16 protein-coding genes are annotated in these 16,984 nt (G+C 69.2%); 15 read left to right on the top strand and 1 reads right to left on the bottom strand.

The genetic code is table 11. The features are described from left to right. The first annotated feature begins 31 nt into the window (after positions 1 to 31). From QTI20_RS22320 to QTI20_RS22305, 4 genes are all read left to right on the top strand, one after another. Entirely contained in the window at positions 32 to 724 is a 693-nt protein-coding gene (locus QTI20_RS22320; protein ID WP_286554253.1) for a DUF484 family protein, read from the top strand. 44 nt (positions 725 to 768) lie between these two features. Then, positions 769 to 1,767, top strand: a complete 999-nt coding sequence (locus tag QTI20_RS22315; RefSeq protein WP_503011434.1) for a tyrosine recombinase XerC — start codon at positions 769 to 771, stop codon at positions 1,765 to 1,767. After that, positions 1,764 to 2,966 (top strand): class I SAM-dependent rRNA methyltransferase, encoded by a 1,203-nt coding sequence (locus tag QTI20_RS22310; RefSeq protein WP_286554256.1) that lies wholly within the window; start codon positions 1,764 to 1,766, stop codon positions 2,964 to 2,966. The genes QTI20_RS22315 and QTI20_RS22310 overlap by 4 nt, the downstream gene beginning before the upstream one ends. An 82-nt stretch (positions 2,967 to 3,048) precedes the next feature. Further along, the gene (locus QTI20_RS22305) at positions 3,049 to 4,113 is read left to right on the top strand and encodes a CobW family GTP-binding protein (RefSeq protein WP_286554257.1); all 1,065 of its coding nucleotides are present in this window, start codon (positions 3,049 to 3,051) and stop codon (positions 4,111 to 4,113) included. Positions 4,114 to 4,438: 325 nt separating this feature from the next. Here the strand turns inward: QTI20_RS22305 and QTI20_RS22300 are convergent, their stop codons facing one another. Next, positions 4,439 to 4,708 (bottom strand): hypothetical protein, encoded by a 270-nt coding sequence (locus tag QTI20_RS22300; protein ID WP_286554838.1) that lies wholly within the window; start codon positions 4,706 to 4,708, stop codon positions 4,439 to 4,441. Positions 4,709 to 4,805: 97 nt separating this feature from the next. Here QTI20_RS22300 and dksA point away from each other — a divergent pair, with 97 nt between their 5' ends. From dksA to mraY, 11 genes are all read left to right on the top strand, one after another. Then, complete coding sequence (gene dksA, locus QTI20_RS22295; RefSeq protein WP_503011435.1) at positions 4,806 to 5,480, top strand: RNA polymerase-binding protein DksA; 675 nt, start codon at positions 4,806 to 4,808, stop codon at positions 5,478 to 5,480. A gap of 113 nt (positions 5,481 to 5,593) precedes the next feature. Next, entirely contained in the window at positions 5,594 to 7,177 is a 1,584-nt protein-coding gene (locus QTI20_RS22290) for a hypothetical protein (RefSeq protein WP_286554258.1), read from the top strand. A gap of 43 nt (positions 7,178 to 7,220) precedes the next feature. After that, positions 7,221 to 7,766, top strand: coding sequence for an ATP-dependent protease subunit HslV (hslV, locus tag QTI20_RS22285; RefSeq protein ID WP_183024652.1), 546 nt, complete (start codon positions 7,221 to 7,223; stop codon positions 7,764 to 7,766). 1 nt (position 7,767) lies between these two features. Further along, positions 7,768 to 9,096, top strand: a complete 1,329-nt coding sequence (hslU, locus tag QTI20_RS22280) for an ATP-dependent protease ATPase subunit HslU (RefSeq protein ID WP_286554260.1) — start codon at positions 7,768 to 7,770, stop codon at positions 9,094 to 9,096. Between the two features lie 261 nt (positions 9,097 to 9,357). Beyond that, a complete protein-coding gene (gene mraZ, locus QTI20_RS22275) occupies positions 9,358 to 9,789 on the top strand; it encodes a division/cell wall cluster transcriptional repressor MraZ (RefSeq protein ID WP_286554822.1) in 432 nt (143 codons plus the stop codon). Then, the gene (gene rsmH, locus QTI20_RS22270) at positions 9,789 to 10,727 is read left to right on the top strand and encodes a 16S rRNA (cytosine(1402)-N(4))-methyltransferase RsmH (RefSeq protein WP_503011436.1); all 939 of its coding nucleotides are present in this window, start codon (positions 9,789 to 9,791) and stop codon (positions 10,725 to 10,727) included. Before mraZ ends, rsmH begins: the two co-directional genes overlap by 1 nt. A 1-nt stretch (position 10,728) precedes the next feature. Then, the gene (ftsL, locus tag QTI20_RS22265) at positions 10,729 to 11,055 is read left to right on the top strand and encodes a cell division protein FtsL (RefSeq protein ID WP_183024650.1); all 327 of its coding nucleotides are present in this window, start codon (positions 10,729 to 10,731) and stop codon (positions 11,053 to 11,055) included. Continuing rightward, a complete protein-coding gene (locus QTI20_RS22260) occupies positions 11,055 to 12,809 on the top strand; it encodes a peptidoglycan D,D-transpeptidase FtsI family protein (RefSeq protein WP_286554261.1) in 1,755 nt (584 codons plus the stop codon). The genes ftsL and QTI20_RS22260 overlap by 1 nt, the downstream gene beginning before the upstream one ends. After that, positions 12,809 to 14,311, top strand: coding sequence for a UDP-N-acetylmuramoyl-L-alanyl-D-glutamate--2,6-diaminopimelate ligase (locus tag QTI20_RS22255; RefSeq protein WP_286554263.1), 1,503 nt, complete (start codon positions 12,809 to 12,811; stop codon positions 14,309 to 14,311). Before QTI20_RS22260 ends, QTI20_RS22255 begins: the two co-directional genes overlap by 1 nt. Further along, positions 14,308 to 15,786 carry a UDP-N-acetylmuramoyl-tripeptide--D-alanyl-D-alanine ligase gene (locus tag QTI20_RS22250; protein WP_286554265.1) on the top strand — a complete coding sequence of 493 codons (1,479 nt, stop codon included), beginning with the start codon at positions 14,308 to 14,310 and terminating at the stop codon, positions 15,784 to 15,786. The genes QTI20_RS22255 and QTI20_RS22250 overlap by 4 nt, the downstream gene beginning before the upstream one ends. A 15-nt stretch (positions 15,787 to 15,801) precedes the next feature. Further along, on the top strand, positions 15,802 to 16,980 hold the full coding sequence (mraY, locus tag QTI20_RS22245; protein WP_286554267.1) for a phospho-N-acetylmuramoyl-pentapeptide-transferase: 1,179 nt from the start codon (positions 15,802 to 15,804) through the stop codon (positions 16,978 to 16,980). The last annotated feature ends 4 nt before the right edge of the window (positions 16,981 to 16,984 follow it).

Here is a 16,984-nt window from a genome sequence, read left to right as displayed (position 1 = left end):
AGCCGGTTGACCCGTCCTCATGGAACCCTGAATGACCACCTCCTACAACGACGCCGCCATGAACCCGATCACCGAGGACGACATCGCCAACTACCTGGCGAACACGCCCGACTTCTTCGAGCGCCATGCGCAGTTGCTGGCCCAGGTGCAGCTCACCAGCCCGCACGGCAGCCGGGCCGTGAGCCTGCAGGAGCGCCAGGCCGAGATGCTGCGCGAGAAGATCAAGGCGCTCGAGCACCGGCTGATGGACATGGTGCGCCACGGCACCGAGAACGCGATGACGGCCGACCGCATGCAGCGCTGGACGCGCGGCCTGCTGACCACGCGCGATCCGCGCGGCCTGCCCTACAGCCTGACCGACGACCTGCGCGCCTTCTTCATGGTGCCGCAGACCGCGATCAAGCTCTGGGACTGCGACGCCGCCTACCAGAACGAGGCCTATGCCCAGTGGGTGAGCGACGACGTCAAGGCGCTGGCCACCTCGCTGAGCGCGCCGTACTGCGGCCTCAACTCGGGCTTCGAGGCCTCGGGCTGGCTCGAGGACGCGCGCGCGGCGGTGTCGATCGCGATGATCCCGCTGCGCCCCGACCCCGAAGCGCCGGCCTTCGGCATGCTGGTGCTGGCCTCGCCCGATTCGCAGCGCTTCAACCCCGACATGGGCACCGATTTCCTCGAGCGCATCGCCGAACTCGCCTCGGCCGCGCTGTCGCGCCTGCGGCCCTGAGCGCCCGCCGGGCCCTGCCACCGTGAACCCCGCTGCGCATGGCCATGGCTGAACAACATCCCACCGACGAGGCGCTGGTCGCGCGCTACCTCGAACACGCCCGCGTGGAGCGCCGGCTGGCCGCGCGCACGCTCGACATCTACGCCGAACACCTGCGGCTGCTGGCCGCGAAGACCGCCGAGGCGCAGCTCGGTGTCCAGCGCGTCACCGCCGCCCATGTGCGCCGCTGGATGGCGCAGCTGCACGGCGCCGGCCGCGAGCCGCGCGGCATCGCGCTGGTGCTGTCGTGCTGGCGCAGCTTCTACCGCTGGCTGGGCCACGAAGGCCTGGTGGCCTCGAACCCGGTGCAGGACGTGCGCGCGCCCAAGGCCGGCCGGCCGCTGCCCAAGGCGCTGGCGGTCGACGACGCGGTGCGGCTGGCCGAATGGCACGACGCCGAGGCCGACCCCTGGACCGAGGCGCGCGACCGCGCCGTGGTCGAGATGCTCTACGGCTGCGGCCTGCGCGTGAGCGAGCTCACCGGCCTCGACCTGCACGCCAGCCGCGACGCCGCGGGCTGGGTCGACCTGGCTGCGGGCGAGGCCCATGTGCTGGGCAAGGGCGGCAAGCGCCGCAGCGTGCCGGTCGGCTCCAAGGCGGCCGAAGCCTTGCGCGCCTGGCTCGCGGTGCGCGCCGACGCGCCCGCGCTGGCGGCCGCGACCTTGCGCGATCCGGCCAGCGCCGCCGCGCTGTTCATCGGCCGTACCGGCATGCGCCTCACGCCGCAGGCGGCCTGGAAGCAGGTCCGCGCGCGCAGCCTCAAGGCCGGCCTGGCCGCGCCGGTGCATCCGCACATGCTGCGCCATTCCTTCGCCAGCCATGTGCTGCAATCGAGCAGCGACCTGCGCGCGGTGCAGGAGCTGCTGGGCCACGCCAGCATCACGACCACGCAGGTCTACACCCGGCTGGACTTCCAGCACCTGGCCAGGGCCTACGACGCCGCCCATCCCCGCGCGAAAGCGCGCAACGACGATTCCCCCGAGACGAAAGCAAAAGACAAATGAAGGCATTGCGGCTGCGGCCTGGCAAGGAGCGCTCGCTGCTGCGGCGCCATCCCTGGGTGTTCGATTCGGCCATCGCCAAGGGCAGCGGCGACGCGGGCGAGACGGTGCGCGTCGAGTCCAGCGAGGGCCAGTTCCTGGCCTGGGCCTCGACCAGCCCGGCCTCGAAGATCCGGGCCCGGGCCTGGAGCTTCGTGGAGGCGCAGCGCATCGACGCGGCCTTCTTCCAGGAGCGAGTGAAGAAGGCGGTCGACGCCCGCGGCCTGTTCGACCTGCAGAGCGACGGCGTGCGGCTGGTGCACGGCGAGGCCGACGGCCTGCCGGGCCTGATCGTCGACCGTTATGGCGACACGCTGGTCGCGCAGTTCCTGTCGGCCGGCGTCGAGCGCTGGAAGCCGGTGCTGGCCGATGCGCTGCTGGCCGCCACCGGGCTTTCGAAACTCTATGAACGCTCCGACGCCAGCGGGCGCGAGCGCGAGGGCCTGAAGCCCGTCACCGGCTGGCTGCGCGGCGAGGGCGACACCGCCCAGGTGATCCGCGAGCACGCCTGGCGGCTGTCGCTGGACATCGCGACCGGCCACAAGACCGGCTTCTACCTCGACCAGCGCGACAGCCGCCAGCGCTTCGCCGAGATGGCGCAGCACCGCAAATTCCGCCGCGTGCTCAACTGCTTCTGCTACACGGGCGGCTTCACCGTGGCCGCGCTGGCCGGCCTGAAGGCGGCCGGCGCGATCGAGGGCGCCGAGCTGACCTCCATCGATTCCTCGCTGCCCGCGCTCGACCGGGCACGCGCCAACCTGGCGCTCAACGGCTTCGAGGGCGCCAACGCGCAGTTCCTCGACGCCGACGTCAACGCCTCGCTGCGCCGTTTCATCGAGGAAGGCCGGACTTTCGACGCGATCGTGCTCGATCCGCCCAAGTTCGCGCCCACGGTGGCCCATGCCGAGCGCGCCGCGCGCGCCTACAAGGACATCAACCGGCTCGGGCTCAAGCTGCTGGCGCCGGGCGGCGTGCTGCTGACCTTCAGCTGCTCGGGCGGCATCGGCGCCGACCTGTTCCACAAGATCGTGGCCTCGGCCGGCATCGACGCCGGCGTCGACGGCTACATCAGCGAGCGCCTGGGCGCGGCGCCCGACCACCCCATGACCATCGAATTCCCCGAGGGCGAGTACCTCAAGGGCCTGGTGGTGGTGCGCAAATAGGCTTTGTCCCTGCGCGAGCGGGCGTTGGCCCGCCTCGTTAAACTTTCTGCCCTTTCCCGTTTTCGACCCTCCGGAGCATCCCATGGCCCTCATCCCCGCCACCATCCTCACCGGCTTCCTCGGCTCGGGCAAGACCACGCTGCTCAAGCGCATCCTCACCGAGGCCCACGGCCAGAAGATCGCCGTGATCGAGAACGAGTTCGGCGAGGAGAACATCGACAGCGACATCCTGGTGACCGAGTCCAAGGAGCAGATCGTGCAGATGAGCAACGGCTGCGTCTGCTGCACCATCCGCGAAGACCTGCGCGAGGCGCTGCAGCTGCTGGCCGCCAAGAAGCGCCAGGGCCTGCTGGACTTCGACCGCGTGGTGATCGAGACCACCGGCCTGGCCGACCCCGGCCCGGTGGCCCAGACCTTCTTCATGGACGACGAGATCGCCGAGAGCTACCTGCTCGACTCGATCCTGACGCTGGTCGACGCCAAGCACGCGCCGCAGCAGCTCAACGACCGCCAGGAAGCGCGCCGCCAAGTGGGCTTCGCCGACCAGATCTTCATCAGCAAGAGCGAGCTGGTGTCGGCCGAGGAGACCGATGCGCTGATCCATCGCCTCAAGCACATGAACCCGCGCGCCCCGCAGCAGAAGGTGCATTTCGGCGAAGTGCCGCTCTCCAGCGTGTTCGACCTGCGAGGCTTCAACTTGAACGCCAAGCTGGACATCGACCCCGACTTCCTCAAGGAAGACGACCACGACCACGACCATGACCACGCGGGCCACGACCACGAACACGGCGAGCATTGCGACCATCCCTCGCATGCACACGAAGGCCACGGCCACCATCACCACCATGACGACGACGTCAAGAGCTTCGTCTACAAGGCCGACCGCGCCTTCGATCCGGCCAAGCTCGAGGACTTCCTGGGCGCCATCGTCAACATCTACGGCCCGCGCATGCTGCGCTACAAGGGCGTGCTGAACATGAAGGGCACCGACCGCAAGGTGATCTTCCAGGGCGTGCACCAGCTCATGGGCAGCGACCTGGGCCCGGAATGGAGTGCGGACGAAGCGCGCAGCAGCCGCATGGTGTTCATCGGCATCGAACTGCCGCGCGACATCCTGGTGCAGGGCCTGGACCAGTGCCTGGTCTGATCCCGCGGCGGCTGCGGCCCTGAACGACGGCGCGTCCCGCGAGGGGCGCGCCGTTTTGCCTTGGGGCGCGCCCCCATACTGCCTTTTTGTCCAAGGTCTTCCGGGCCGTCCCGGCGGCGGGCGTCCGGGGCCGGGCGGCGGCCCCCTCGCTGTATCGCCCGCGCCCTCGAGTTCTCTATACAATCGCGCGCCTGTTCCGAGAGCCAGACCGGTCCCCCACGACGGGATGTGGCTGTCGGCACGGGGTGCCGCGTGTTTCTGGAGAGCTTTAAGGGGTATAACCCCGGGGTTCGCCGACAGGCGAGCACCTCGACAACGGGGGCCCTCAGGGCGCCCATGGGAGGAGACACCCAGTGAAAGCGCGTTCCAGTTCGTTCAAGGAGCCAGTCACCGTGAAGAAACCCGCCGCCAGGGCCATGCCCGCCACCCGGCCCGCCGCAGCAGCAAAGCATGCGGCGGCTGCCAAGCAGGCGACCCCTGCGGCCAAGAAGGTTTCCGCCACCGCGCCGGCTTCTGCCTCGAAGGAGAAGAGCGCTTCCAAAAAGTCCGCAGCGTCACCGGCCAAGGCCGAGACCGTTGCGAAAAAATCCGCCAAGCTTGTCGCTGCTGCAACCAAGACTGCAGGCGTGGGCCCATCGTCATCCAAACCTGTCGGCAGTTCCGCTGCCGTTCTTCCAGCTCCCCCGACCCCCATGAAAAAGACGGCTGCCGCCTCCACCACCGCCCCGGCGACCCCTTCGACCCCGAACAGCGCCACGACCCCGGCGCCCGCCGCCCGCGGCGGACGGGTCTCGCGCCTGTCGCAACTGACCGTGCCCTCGATGGCCCAATCGGTCGCCTCGACCGCCGCCAAGTCCAGCTTCACCCAGATCGTCTCGACCGCCCTGGTGCCGCCGCCGCACGTGGCCGTGAAGAAGGACCCGAAGCTCGCCAACAACTGGAAGACCAAGACCGCCGAGGAACTGGTCGACGCCGAGGTCATCGCGATGCCCGACGCCGAGTACATGAACGAAAAGCAGATGGCCTTCTTCCGCCTGAAGCTGGTCGAGCTCAAGCGCGGCATCCTCGAGAACGCCGGTGAAACGACCGAGCACCTGCGCGAAGACACCGTCGTCGTGCCGGACCCGGCCGACCGCGCCACCATCGAGGAAGAGCACGCGCTGGAACTGCGCACGCGCGACCGCGAACGCAAGCTGCTCAAGAAGATCGAGCAGTCGATCCAGCGCATCGATGCCGGCGACTACGGCTACTGCGACGAGACCGGCGAGCCGATCGGCGTCGGCCGCCTGCTGGCCCGCCCCACCGCCACGCTGTCGCTCGAAGCGCAGCAACGCCGCGAACTCAAGCAGAAGATGTTCGGTGACTAGCCTGCGCGCGCGTCCCGGGCTGCGGCCGATCCGGCTTCCGCTTCGGAGGCCGCCTTGCATCGGCGTGCGTGGCCCGGGCCGCGACGCTTCTTCGGGTTTCTGACGGGAAGGCCATGTCCAAGGAAGAACCGACCGGCCGCCTGCTGTCGAAGGTGGCCAAGTTCGTGCGCAACCCGCTCAAGGACTGGACCGAGCTCGACGCGCAGGAGACCGGTGCCGACGAGAACGGCTACAGCCGCGAGATGCTCAAGGAGATGATCGAGCGGCGCCAGCGCAACGACTTCGTGCGCCGGCGCGAGTTCGACGTGCTGCGCAAGCTGCGCCAGCGCGAGGCGGCCGGCGCGCACGATCCCGACCAGCCGTCCTCGCTCAACGTCGGCAACTCCACCGACAAGATCGAGGGACGGGCCCTGACGCTCAAGAAGATCGACGAGATCGAAGAGCAGATGTCCCAGCAGTGGTGGAAGGGCGGCCCGGCCGAGGAATCGGTCTCGTCGGTCCACCCCGAGGACCTGGCCGCGCAGCGCGCGCGCGCCTATGCCGACACCACGCCCGGCCTGCCGCCCGAACACGCGGTGCCGGCTTCGTCGCCGATGGCCTTCGACCATGCGCCGTCCAGCGTGCCCTCGCCGCTGCTGGTCTACGACAGCGCGCTGGACGAGGCCGCGATCCGCTTCGCCCATGGCGACGACGCCGGCGCCGAATCGATCCTGCTGCAGAGCCTGGTGGCCGACGGCCAGGGCGACCACAACGAGAACTGGCTGGCCCTGCTCGACCTGTACCGCGCGACCGGCGATGCCGAGAAATTCGCGGCCGCCAGCACCCGCTATGCCCAGCGGCTCAAGCGCAACGGGCCCGAATGGGTCTCGCTGCGGGCGCTGGCGCGCCATGCCAAGACCCAGGCGGCGGTCGGCGGCGGCCACGAGGCCGACTGGCGCAGCCCGCCCCAGGTCACGCGCGAAAGCCTGGCCGAACTCACGCGCGCGCTGTCCGCGGCCGGCAACGTCTGGACGCTGGACTGGCGGGCGCTCGGCGGCATCGAGCCCAATGCGGCCGGCCCGCTGCGGGCGCTGTTCGCCCACTGGGCCGCGTCGCCGGTCGACATGCGCTTCCTGGGCGTCGGGCGGCTGCTGGCCGTGCTCGAGAAAGCCACTCCGGTCAACGAACGCAGCACCGAACAGGGCTGGTGGCAGCTGCGCATGGCGGCGCTGCGGCTGCTCAACGCGGTCGATCCCTTCGAGCTGGCCGCGCTCAACTACTGCATCACCTACGAGGTCTCGCCGCCGCCCTGGGAGGAGCCGCGCGGCCGCTGCCTGCCGTCGGAGGCGCCGGGCACGCCGCGCACCGGGCCGGCCGCGCTCTCGCTCGACGCCATGCCGGCGGCGAACGCCGGTCCGGATTCGATGCGCGCCGCGCTGGCCGGCGACCTGAGCGGCGATTCGGTCTCGACCTGGCGCCGGCTCGATGCCGAGATCGCCGAGGCCGGCACGGCCCAGCCGGCGGCCGCGGCCACCATCTCCTGCGCCGCGCTGGTGCGGCTGGACCTCACGGCCGCCGGCACGCTGCTGAACTGGGTGACCGAACGCGACGCCAGCGGCCAGCGCGTGCAGTTCATCGACGCGCACCGGCTGATCGCGGCCTTCTTCAAGGTGGTGGGCATCGCCGACCATGCGCTGGTGCGGGTGCGCGAGAACTGACATTGGCCCTTGCATTGGGCGGCAGGGTCCCCAAGTGGCTCCGATGGAACAATTTCACGGAACCACGATCATCAGCGTGCGCCGCAAGGGCCCCGGAGGCGACCAGGTCGCCATTGGCGGCGACGGCCAGGTCACACTGGGCAACATCGTCATCAAGGGTTCGGCGCGCAAGGTGCGCCGGCTGCACCACGGCAAGGTCATCGCGGGCTTCGCCGGTGCCACGGCCGACGCCTTCACCCTGTTCGAGCGCTTCGAGGCCAAGCTCGAGAAGCACCAGGGCCAGCTGGCCCGGGCCGCGGTCGAGCTGACCAAGGACTGGCGCACCGACCGCGTGCTGCGCCGCCTCGAGGCGATGCTGGCCGTGGCCGACGCCACCACCTCGCTGATCATCACCGGCAACGGCGACGTGCTGGAGCCGCAGGACGGCATCGTGGCCATCGGCTCGGGCGGCGCCTATGCGCAGTCGGCTGCCAAGGCGCTGCTCGAGAACACTGAGCTCTCGGCCGCCGAGATCGTCAAGAAGTCGCTCGAGATCGCGGGCGACCTCTGCATCTACACCAACATGCACCACACGATTGAGACGCTCTGACATGTCCATGACTCCGCAGGAGATCGTCTCCGAACTCGACAACCACATCGTCGGCCAGCCGGACGCCAAGCGCGCCGTGGCCATCGCGCTGCGCAACCGCTGGCGCCGCCAGCAAGTCGAGGGCGCGCTGCGCCACGAGATCACGCCCAAGAACATCCTGATGATCGGCCCGACCGGTGTCGGCAAGACAGAGATCGCGCGCCGCCTGGCGCGGCTGGCCGATGCGCCCTTCATCAAGGTCGAGGCCACCAAGTTCACCGAGGTCGGCTATGTCGGCAAGGACGTCGACGCGATCATCCGCGACCTGGCCGAGATCGCGGTCAAGCAGACGCGCGAGAAGGAAAGCACCAAGGTGCGCATGCGCGCCGAGGACGCGGCCGAGGAGCGCATCCTCGACGTGCTGCTGCCGCCCGCGCGCGGTGCCGACGGTGCGGCCACCGCCCTGGACGCCCCCAATCCCACCCGCCAGGCCTTCCGCAAGAAGCTGCGCGAGCACGAACTCGACGACAAGGAGATCGAGCTCGACCTGGCCGAGACCCGCACGCCGCTCGAGATCATGGGCCCGGCCGGCATGGAGGAGATGACCGAGCAGTTGCGCGGCATGTTCGGCCAGATGGGGGGCGGGCAGCGCAAGACGCGCAAGCTCAAGATCGCCGAGGCGATGCGCCTCTTGATCGACGAGGAGGCCGGCAAGCTGGTCAACGAGGAGGAGATCCGCGCCCAGGCCATCGCCAACGCCGAGCAGAACGGCATCGTCTTCATCGACGAGATCGACAAGGTCGCCACCCGCGCCGAGGCGCAGGGCAGCGACGTGTCGCGCCAGGGCGTGCAGCGCGACCTGCTGCCGCTGGTCGAGGGCACGGCCGTGAGCACCAAGTACGGCGTGGTGCGCACCGACCACATCCTGTTCATCGCCAGCGGCGCCTTCCACGTGAGCAAGCCCAGCGACCTGATTCCCGAATTGCAGGGCCGCTTCCCGATCCGCGTCGAGCTGCAGTCGCTGTCGGTGGCCGACTTCGAGGCCATCCTCACGCAGACCCGCGCCTCGCTGGTCAAGCAGTACCAGGCCCTGCTGGCCACCGAAGGCGTGACCATCGACTTCACGCCCGAGGGCATCACGCGGCTGGCGAGCATCGCCTTCGAGGTCAACGAGCGCACCGAGAACATCGGCGCGCGGCGGCTGTCGACGGTCATGGAGCGGCTGCTCGACGAGATCAGCTTCGACGCGACCAAGCTCTCGGGGCAGACCGTGCGCATCGACGCGGCCTACGTCGATCAGCGGCTGGCGGCACTAAGTCACGACGAGGACCTGTCGCGTTTCATCCTTTGAGGCGGGCCGCCACGGCCCATGGCTTCACGCAACACATTCACTGCGTGAGCTAAGTGCTTCATTTGCAACGGAATTCGCGGTTTCCGAAGGTTCGGAAACCGCGCTAAGTCGTTGATTCCATTACAAAAAATACTCGCGACGCCTGATTGCACGCCTGAACTTTGCTGCTACAGTGGAAAAAAGTGCAGTTAAGTGGGAAAAAGTGTCGGTTTGTGCCTCGTCGAGGTGCCCGCGCTGTCCCATCACAAGGGTTTCGTGGCCGTGTTTCAAGGCGCTTCATCGCTGAGTCTGGATGCCAAGGGTCGGCTTTCCGTGCCGACCCGGCATCGTGACGTGCTGGCCGCAACGGCCGGCGGTCAACTCACGATCACGCGCCACCCGCACGGCTGCCTGATGATCTTCCCGCGCCCGGCCTGGGAGCAGTTCCGCGAACGCATCGCCGCGATGTCGCTCAAGGACCAGTGGCTCAAGCGCCTGTTCCTGGGCAACGCGATGGACGTCGACATGGACGGTACCGGCCGCGTGCTGGTCTCGCCCGAGCTGCGCGCCGCGGCCAACATCTCGCGCGACGCGCTGCTGCTGGGCATGGGCAGCCACTTCGAGCTGTGGGACAAGGCCACGCACGATGCCAAGGAGGCCGAAGCCATCCAGGCCGGCCTCGCTTCGGAGTCCTTCCAGGACCTCGCCTTCTGATGACGAGTACCGCCTTGGACACTTCATGGACCCACACCACCGTCTTGCTGGATGAAGCGGTCGACGCACTGACCGCCGACCGGCCGGACGCACTCGGTGGCACCTTCGTGGATGCCACCTTCGGCCGCGGGGGGCACACCCGGCGGCTGCTGGAAAAACTGGCGCCGGAGGGCCGGCTCATCGCGTTCGACAAGGACGCGGAAGCGGTGGCCGAAGCAGCGCGCATCACCGATGCGCGTTTTTCGATCCGGCACCAGGGTTTCAAGGATCTGGGGGAGCTGCCGCCGCGCAGCGTGACCGGCTTGCTCATGGACTTGGGCATCAGCTCTCCGCAGATCGACAACCCCGCACGGGGTTTTTCTTTTCGTTTCGACGGCCCGCTCGACATGCGCATGGACACCACGCGCGGCGAAAGCGTGGCCGACTGGCTGGCGACGGCCGAAACTCAGCAGATTGCAGAGGTGATTCGTGACTATGGCGAAGAACGGTTTGCTGTTCAGATTGCAAAGGCGATTGATGCTCGCCGACAAGAACGGGGCCCAATTTCAACCACCACCGAGCTGGCCGAGCTCGTGGCTGGCGCGGTCAAAACCCGCGAGCAGGGCCAGAACCCTGCAACGCGCACATTTCAGGCTCTTCGGATTTTCATCAACGCCGAGCTTGAAGAGCTGCAACAAGCGCTAGAGGCCAGCCTCTCGGTGCTCGAACCCGGCGGGCGGCTCGCGGTGATCGCCTTCCATTCGCTCGAAGACCGCATCGTCAAGCAGTTCATCGCGAGCCACTCGAAGGAGGTCTACGACCGCCGCGCGCCCTTCGCGGCGCCCAAGGTGATGAAGCTGCGCGCGCTGGGCCGGGTCCGGCCGTCGGCGGCCGAGGTGGCGGGCAATCCGCGCTCGCGCAGCGCGATCCTGCGGATCGCCGAACGCACCGAGGCCTGACATGGCGCGGCTCAACGTGCTCCTGCTGATGGCCGTGATGGCGACCGCGCTGTTCCTCGTGCACACGCAGTACCGCTCGCGCCTGCTGTTCACCGAGCTCGACCGCGCCAACACCGAGGCGCGCCGCCTCGAGGTCGACGGCGACCGGCTGCAGGTCGAGAAGCGGGCCCAGGCCACGCCGCTGCGGGTCGAGAAGCTGGCCAAGGAGCAGCTCAAGATGCGCACCACCACGCCGGCGATCACGCAGTACGTGCGTCCCGACGGCACGGTGATCCCGCCGATCCCGGCGCCCCCACCGGCGCCGGCGCCAGCGCGAAGGGGGGGCTGATGGCCCGCAACAGCCGCAGCGTCCAGTACACGACCAGCCCCTTGCTCGCGAGCAAGACGCCGGTCTGGCGCAGCAAGTTCATCGTGGCCGCGATCGCGCTGGGCTTCGTGGTGCTGGCCGCCCGCGCCACCTATGTACAGGTGATCGGCAACGACTTCTTCCAGCGCCAGGGCGAGGTGCGCTTCGCGCGCACGCTCGAACTGCCGGCCAACCGCGGCCGCATCCTCGACCGCAACGGCCTGCTGCTCGCGTCCAGCGTGGTCGCGCCCAGCATCTGGGCCATTCCCGAAGACGTGGAGCGCAACGACCCCGAGGTGCGCGCCAAGCTCCGGCAGGTCGCGCAGCTGCTGGGCATGGCGCAGAAGGATTTCGACAAGAAGCTCGAGGACGAGGACAAGACTTTCGTCTGGATCCAGCGCCAGGTCGATGCGCCCATCGCCAAGCAGATCGCCGACCTCAACCTCAAGGGCATCTACCAGCGCAAGGAATACAAGCGCCAGTACCCCGAAGGCGAGGCCGCGGCGCACGTGGTGGGCTTCACCAACGTGGAAGACCACGGCCAGGAAGGCATCGAACTCGCGTTCGACAAGGAGCTGGCCGGCAAGGCCGGCTCGCGCCGCGTGATCAAGGACCGGCTGGGCCGCGTGGTCGAGGGCGTGGGCGAGACCGTGCCGCCGCTCGACGGCAAGGACATCCAGCTCAGCGTCGACAGCAAGGTGCAGTTCTTCGCCTACCAGAAGCTGCGCGACGCGGTGATCGCGCGCAAGGCCAAGGCCGGCAGCGTGGTGGTGCTCGACGCCATCACCGGCGAAGTGCTGGCGCTGGCCAACTACCCGAGCTACGTGCCCGACAAGCGCCAGAACCTGACCGGCGAGCAGCTGCGCAACCGCGCCATCACCGACACCTTCGAGCCCGGCTCGACCATGAAGCCGATCACCGTGGGCATGGCGCTCGAGGCCGGCCGCGTCAAGCCGTCGACCATCATCGACACCGCCCCCGGCCGCTACCAGATCGGCGGCTTCACCATCAGCGACACGCACAACTACGGCGCGCTGACGGTCGAGGGCGTGATCCAGAAGTCCAGCAACGTCGGCGCGCTCAAGATCGCGCAGAAGATGACGCCCCACGAGATGTGGGACACCTACACCGCCCTGGGTTACGGCCAGAAGCCGCAGATCCAGTTCCCCGGCGCCGTCACGGGCCGGCTGCGGCCCTGGAAGAACTGGAAGCCGGTCGAGCAGGCCACCATGGCCTACGGCTACGGCCTGTCGGCCTCGCTGTTTCAGATGGCACATTCGTACACCTCCTTCGCGCACGACGGCAGCATCATCCCCGTGACCATGCTCAAGAGTCCGGAGCCGGCCGTCGGCGTGCGCGTGTTCTCGGCCGAGAACGCGCACGCGGTGCGCAAGATGCTGCAGATGGCCGCGGGCCCCGGCGGCACCGGCCAGCTGGCGCAGACCGTGGGCTATTCCGTCGGCGGCAAGTCCGGCACCGCGCACAAGCAGGTCGGCAAGGGCTACGCCAGCAACAAGTACCGCGCCTGGTTCACCGGCATGGCGCCGATCGAGACGCCGCGCATCATCGTCGGCGTGATGATCGACGAGCCCGGCGACGGCCGTTACTTCGGCGGCATCGCCGCCGCCCCGGTGTTCAGCGAAGTGGTGCAGCAGACGCTGCGCATGATGAATGTGGCACCCGACCTGGCCGTGAAGCCGCTGGTCCTGACCAAGGGCGTCGACGAGAGTTTCTAATGGACGACGACATCCTTCTTTCCAGCCCCAACGAAGCCGCGCACTGGCTGCGTTCGTGCGTGCCGGGCGACCTGCATGCCGACAGCCGCCGCGTGGGCGACGGCGATGCCTTCATCGCCTGGCCCGGCGCCGCCACCGACGGCCGCGCCCACGTGGCCGCGGCGCTGGCCCAGGGCGCGGTGGCCTGCCTGGTCGAGCGCGAGGGCGTCGAGGCCTTCGGTTTCGAACACGAGGGCATCGCGTCCTTCACCGGCCTCAAGGCCGCCACCGGCCCGATCGCTTCCTCCTTCTACGGCCAGCCCTCGAGCCAGATCCCGCTGATCGCCGTGACCGGCACCAACGGCAAGACCTCGACCGCCTGGTGGCTGGCCGAGGCGCTGTCGCAGCGGCCCGGCCAGGGTCCCTGCGCGCTGGTCGGCACGCTGGGCATCGGCGTGCCGCCCGACATGGTCCACACCGGCCTGACCACGCCCGACCCGGTGATGCTGCAGCGCGAGCTGCGCGGCTTCGTGGCGCGCGGCTTCAGCGCCTGCGCCATCGAGGCCTCGTCGATCGGCATCGCCGAGCGCCGCCTCGACGGCTGCGAGATCCGCGTCGCGGTGTTCACCAATTTCACGCAGGACCACCTCGACTACCACGGCGACATGGACGCCTACTGGGAAGCCAAGGCCGAGCTGTTCCGCTGGCCGGGCCTGGGCGCGGCGGTGGTCAACATCGACGACCTGCACGGCGCGAGCCTGGTGGCCCAGCTGATCGACCGCGGCACCGGCGCGCTCGACATCTGGACCACCTCCGCCAACGGCGGCGCCGCGCGGCTGATGGCCCAGAACATCCATCACGGCGCCGAAGGCCTGTCCTTCGAGGTGGTCGAGCAGGGCGCGGCACCGCAGCCGCTCGCCACCCAGCTCATCGGCCAGTACAACGTGGCCAACCTGCTGGGCGTGATCGGTGCGCTGCGCGCGCTGGGCATGACGCTGGCCGAGGCGGTCGGTGCCTGCCGCGGCCTGCACAGCGTGCCCGGCCGCATGGAGCGCATCGCGCTGCCGGGCCGGCCGCTGGCGGTGGTCGACTACGCCCACACGCCCGATGCGCTGGACAAGGCGCTGGCCGGGCTGCAGCCGCTGGCCGCGCAGCGCGGCGGCAAGCTGTGGTGCGTGTTCGGCTGCGGCGGCGATCGCGATGCGACCAAGCGGCCGATGATGGCCGCCGTGGCCGAGCGCCAGGCCGACCGCGTGGTGCTGACCAGCGACAACCCGCGCAGCGAGAAGCCGGCCGCCATCCTGAGCCAGATCCTGCTGGGCCTGAGCCGCCCGGAAGCCGCGCAGGTCGAGCCCGACCGCGCCGCGGCCATCGCCGCCACGCTGGCCCAGGCCGCGCCCGAAGACGTGGTGCTGATCGCCGGCAAGGGCCACGAGGCCTGGCAGGAGATCGCGGGCGAACGCATCGTCTTCTCCGACCGCGTGCATGCGATCGACGCGCTGACCGCGAGGGGTGCCGCATGACGCAAGCCAACGCCGCCATGATGACGCTGGGTCAGCTGCTGGCCTGGGTGCCCGAGGCGCGCCTGGTGGGCGACCCCGCCACGCCGATCGCGCGCGTGCACACCGACAGCCGCACGCTGCAGCCGGGCGACCTGTTCGTCGCGCTCAAGGGCGAGCGCTTCGACGCCAACGCCTTCCTGGCCGACGCGCGCGCCAGCGGCGCCGTCGCGGCCATCGCCCACGGCGGCCTGCGCGAAGCCGGCCTGGCCGGCCTCGAGGTGCCCGACACGCTGCGTGCCCTGGGCGCGCTGGCGGCCGGCTGGCGCGCGCAATTCGACCTGCCGCTGGTGGCCGTGACCGGCAGCAACGGCAAGACCACCGTCACGCAGATGATCGCGACGATCCTGCAGGCGGCCTGGGGCGAGCGCGCGTTCGCCACCGTCGGCAACTTCAACAACGAGATCGGCCTGCCGCTCACGCTGCTGCGGCTGCGTCCGCAGCACCAGCTGGCCGTGGTCGAGTTGGGCATGAACCACCCGGGCGAGATCGCGCGGCTGGCCGCCATCGCCAAGCCCACCATCGCGCTGGTCAACAACGCGCAGCGCGAGCACCAGGAGTTCATGCGCACCGTCGAGGCGGTGGCGCTCGAGAACGCGGCCGTGTTCTCGGCGCTGCCCGACAACGGCACCGCGGTGTTCCCGGCCGACGACGACTTCACGCCGCTGTGGAACGAGATCGCCCGCGAAGGCGGAACGCGCCGCTGCATGACCTTCGGCGACACGCCCGATGCCGACATCTCGCTGGGCGGCGCCACCTGGGCGCACGGCGCCTGGCAGGTCGAAGTGCGCACGCCGCTCGGCGCTTTCCAGACGACGCTGCGCATCGCCGGGCGCCACAACGTGATCAATGCGCTGGCCGCCACGGCCTGCGCGCTGGCCACCGGTGTCTCGATCGAGAAGATCGCCGAGGGCCTGGCGGCCTTCGAGCCGGTCAAGGGCCGCTCGCGCGCGCTCGAGCTGCCGATGGCCGACGACCGCACGCTGGTGCTGATCGACGACAGCTACAACGCCAACCCCGACTCCGTGCGCGCCGCCATCGACGTGCTGGCCGCGTTGCCCGGCCCGCGCCTGCTGGTGCTGGGCGACATGGCCGAGGTCGGTGACCAGTCCGAAGGCTTCCATGCCGAAGTCGGCAACTGGGCGCGCGAGCAGGGCATCGAGGTGCTGTTCGCGCTGGGCGAGGCCACGGCGCACAGCGTCGCGGCCTTCGACGACACGCGCCAGCGCCGCGACGGCCGGCACTTCGCCGACATCGACGCGCTGCAGGCCGCGGTGCGCGAACAGCTGCCCCGGACCGCCAGCGTGCTGGTCAAGGGCTCGCGCTCCATGCGCATGGAACGGGTGGTGCAGGCCGTGACGGCCGCCGCCGCGAATTTCGCGTCGAACGACGACGACAACAACAACAACAACAACAAGGAGGCCGGTCATGCCGCATGAACCGCGCAACACCCCATGCTGATGAGTCTGGCCCAATGGCTGCAGACGCTGTCGCCCGAACTCGGGTTCCTGCGCGTCTTCCAGTACCTGACCTTCCGCGCGCTGATGGCGGCGACCACCGCGCTGCTGATCGGCCTGGCGGTCGGCCCCTACGCGATCCGCCGCCTGACCGCGCTCAAGATCGGCCAGCCGGTGCGCGGCTACGGCATGGAAACGCACCTGAGCAAGAGCGGCACGCCGACCATGGGCGGCGTGCTGGTGCTGTTCTCGATCGCGTTCTCGACCGTGATGTGGTTCGACCTGAGCAACCGCTTCGTCTGGATCGTGCTGTGGGTCACGCTGGGCTTCGGCGCCATCGGCTGGGTCGACGACTGGCGCAAGGTGGTGCGCAAGGACCCCGAGGGCATGCGTTCGCGCGAGAAGTACCTGTGGCAGTCGCTGGTCGGCCTGGTGGCCGGCTTCTACCTGCTGTTCAGCATCTCGGAAAGCTCCAACTGGCGCGTGCTGGAACTGTTCGCGGCCTGGGTGCGCTCGGGCTTCGCGCTCGAGTTCTCGCCCAAGATCAACCTGCTGGTGCCCTTCTTCAAGGAGATCAGCTACCCGCTGGGCGGCATCGGCTTCGTGATCCTGACCTACCTGGTGATCGTGGGCGCGAGCAACGCGGTGAACCTCACCGACGGGCTCGACGGCCTGGCGATCATGCCGGTGGTGATGGTCGGCTCGGCGCTGGGCGTGTTCGCCTATGTGACCGGCAGCTCGGTGTATTCGAAGTACCTGCTGTTCCCGCACATCCCCGGCTCGGGCGAGCTGCTGGTGTTCTGCTCGGCCATGGCCGGCGCGGGCCTGGCCTTCCTGTGGTTCAACACCCATCCGGCGCAGGTCTTCATGGGCGACGTCGGCGCGCTGGCGCTGGGCGGCGCGCTGGGCACCATCGCGGTCATCGTGCGCCAGGAGATCGTGTTCTTCGTGATGGGTGGCATCTTCGTGGTCGAGGCGATCTCGGTGATGGCGCAGGTCGCGTACTTCAAGTACACCAAGAAGCGCTTCGGCGAAGGCCGGCGCATCCTCAAGATGGCGCCGCTGCACCATCACTTCGAGAAGAGCGGCTGGCGCGAGACGCAGGTCGTGGTGCGCTTCTGGATCATCACGATGCTGCTGTGCCTCGTGGGCCTGTCGACGCTGAAGCTGCGGTAACCGA

Origin of the sequence: Variovorax sp. J2P1-31 (assembly GCF_030317215.1) — a bacterium.
In the GTDB taxonomy this organism is placed as follows: Bacteria; Pseudomonadota; Gammaproteobacteria; order Burkholderiales; family Burkholderiaceae_C; genus Variovorax.
This window is presented reverse-complemented; position numbering and strand designations above follow the sequence as displayed.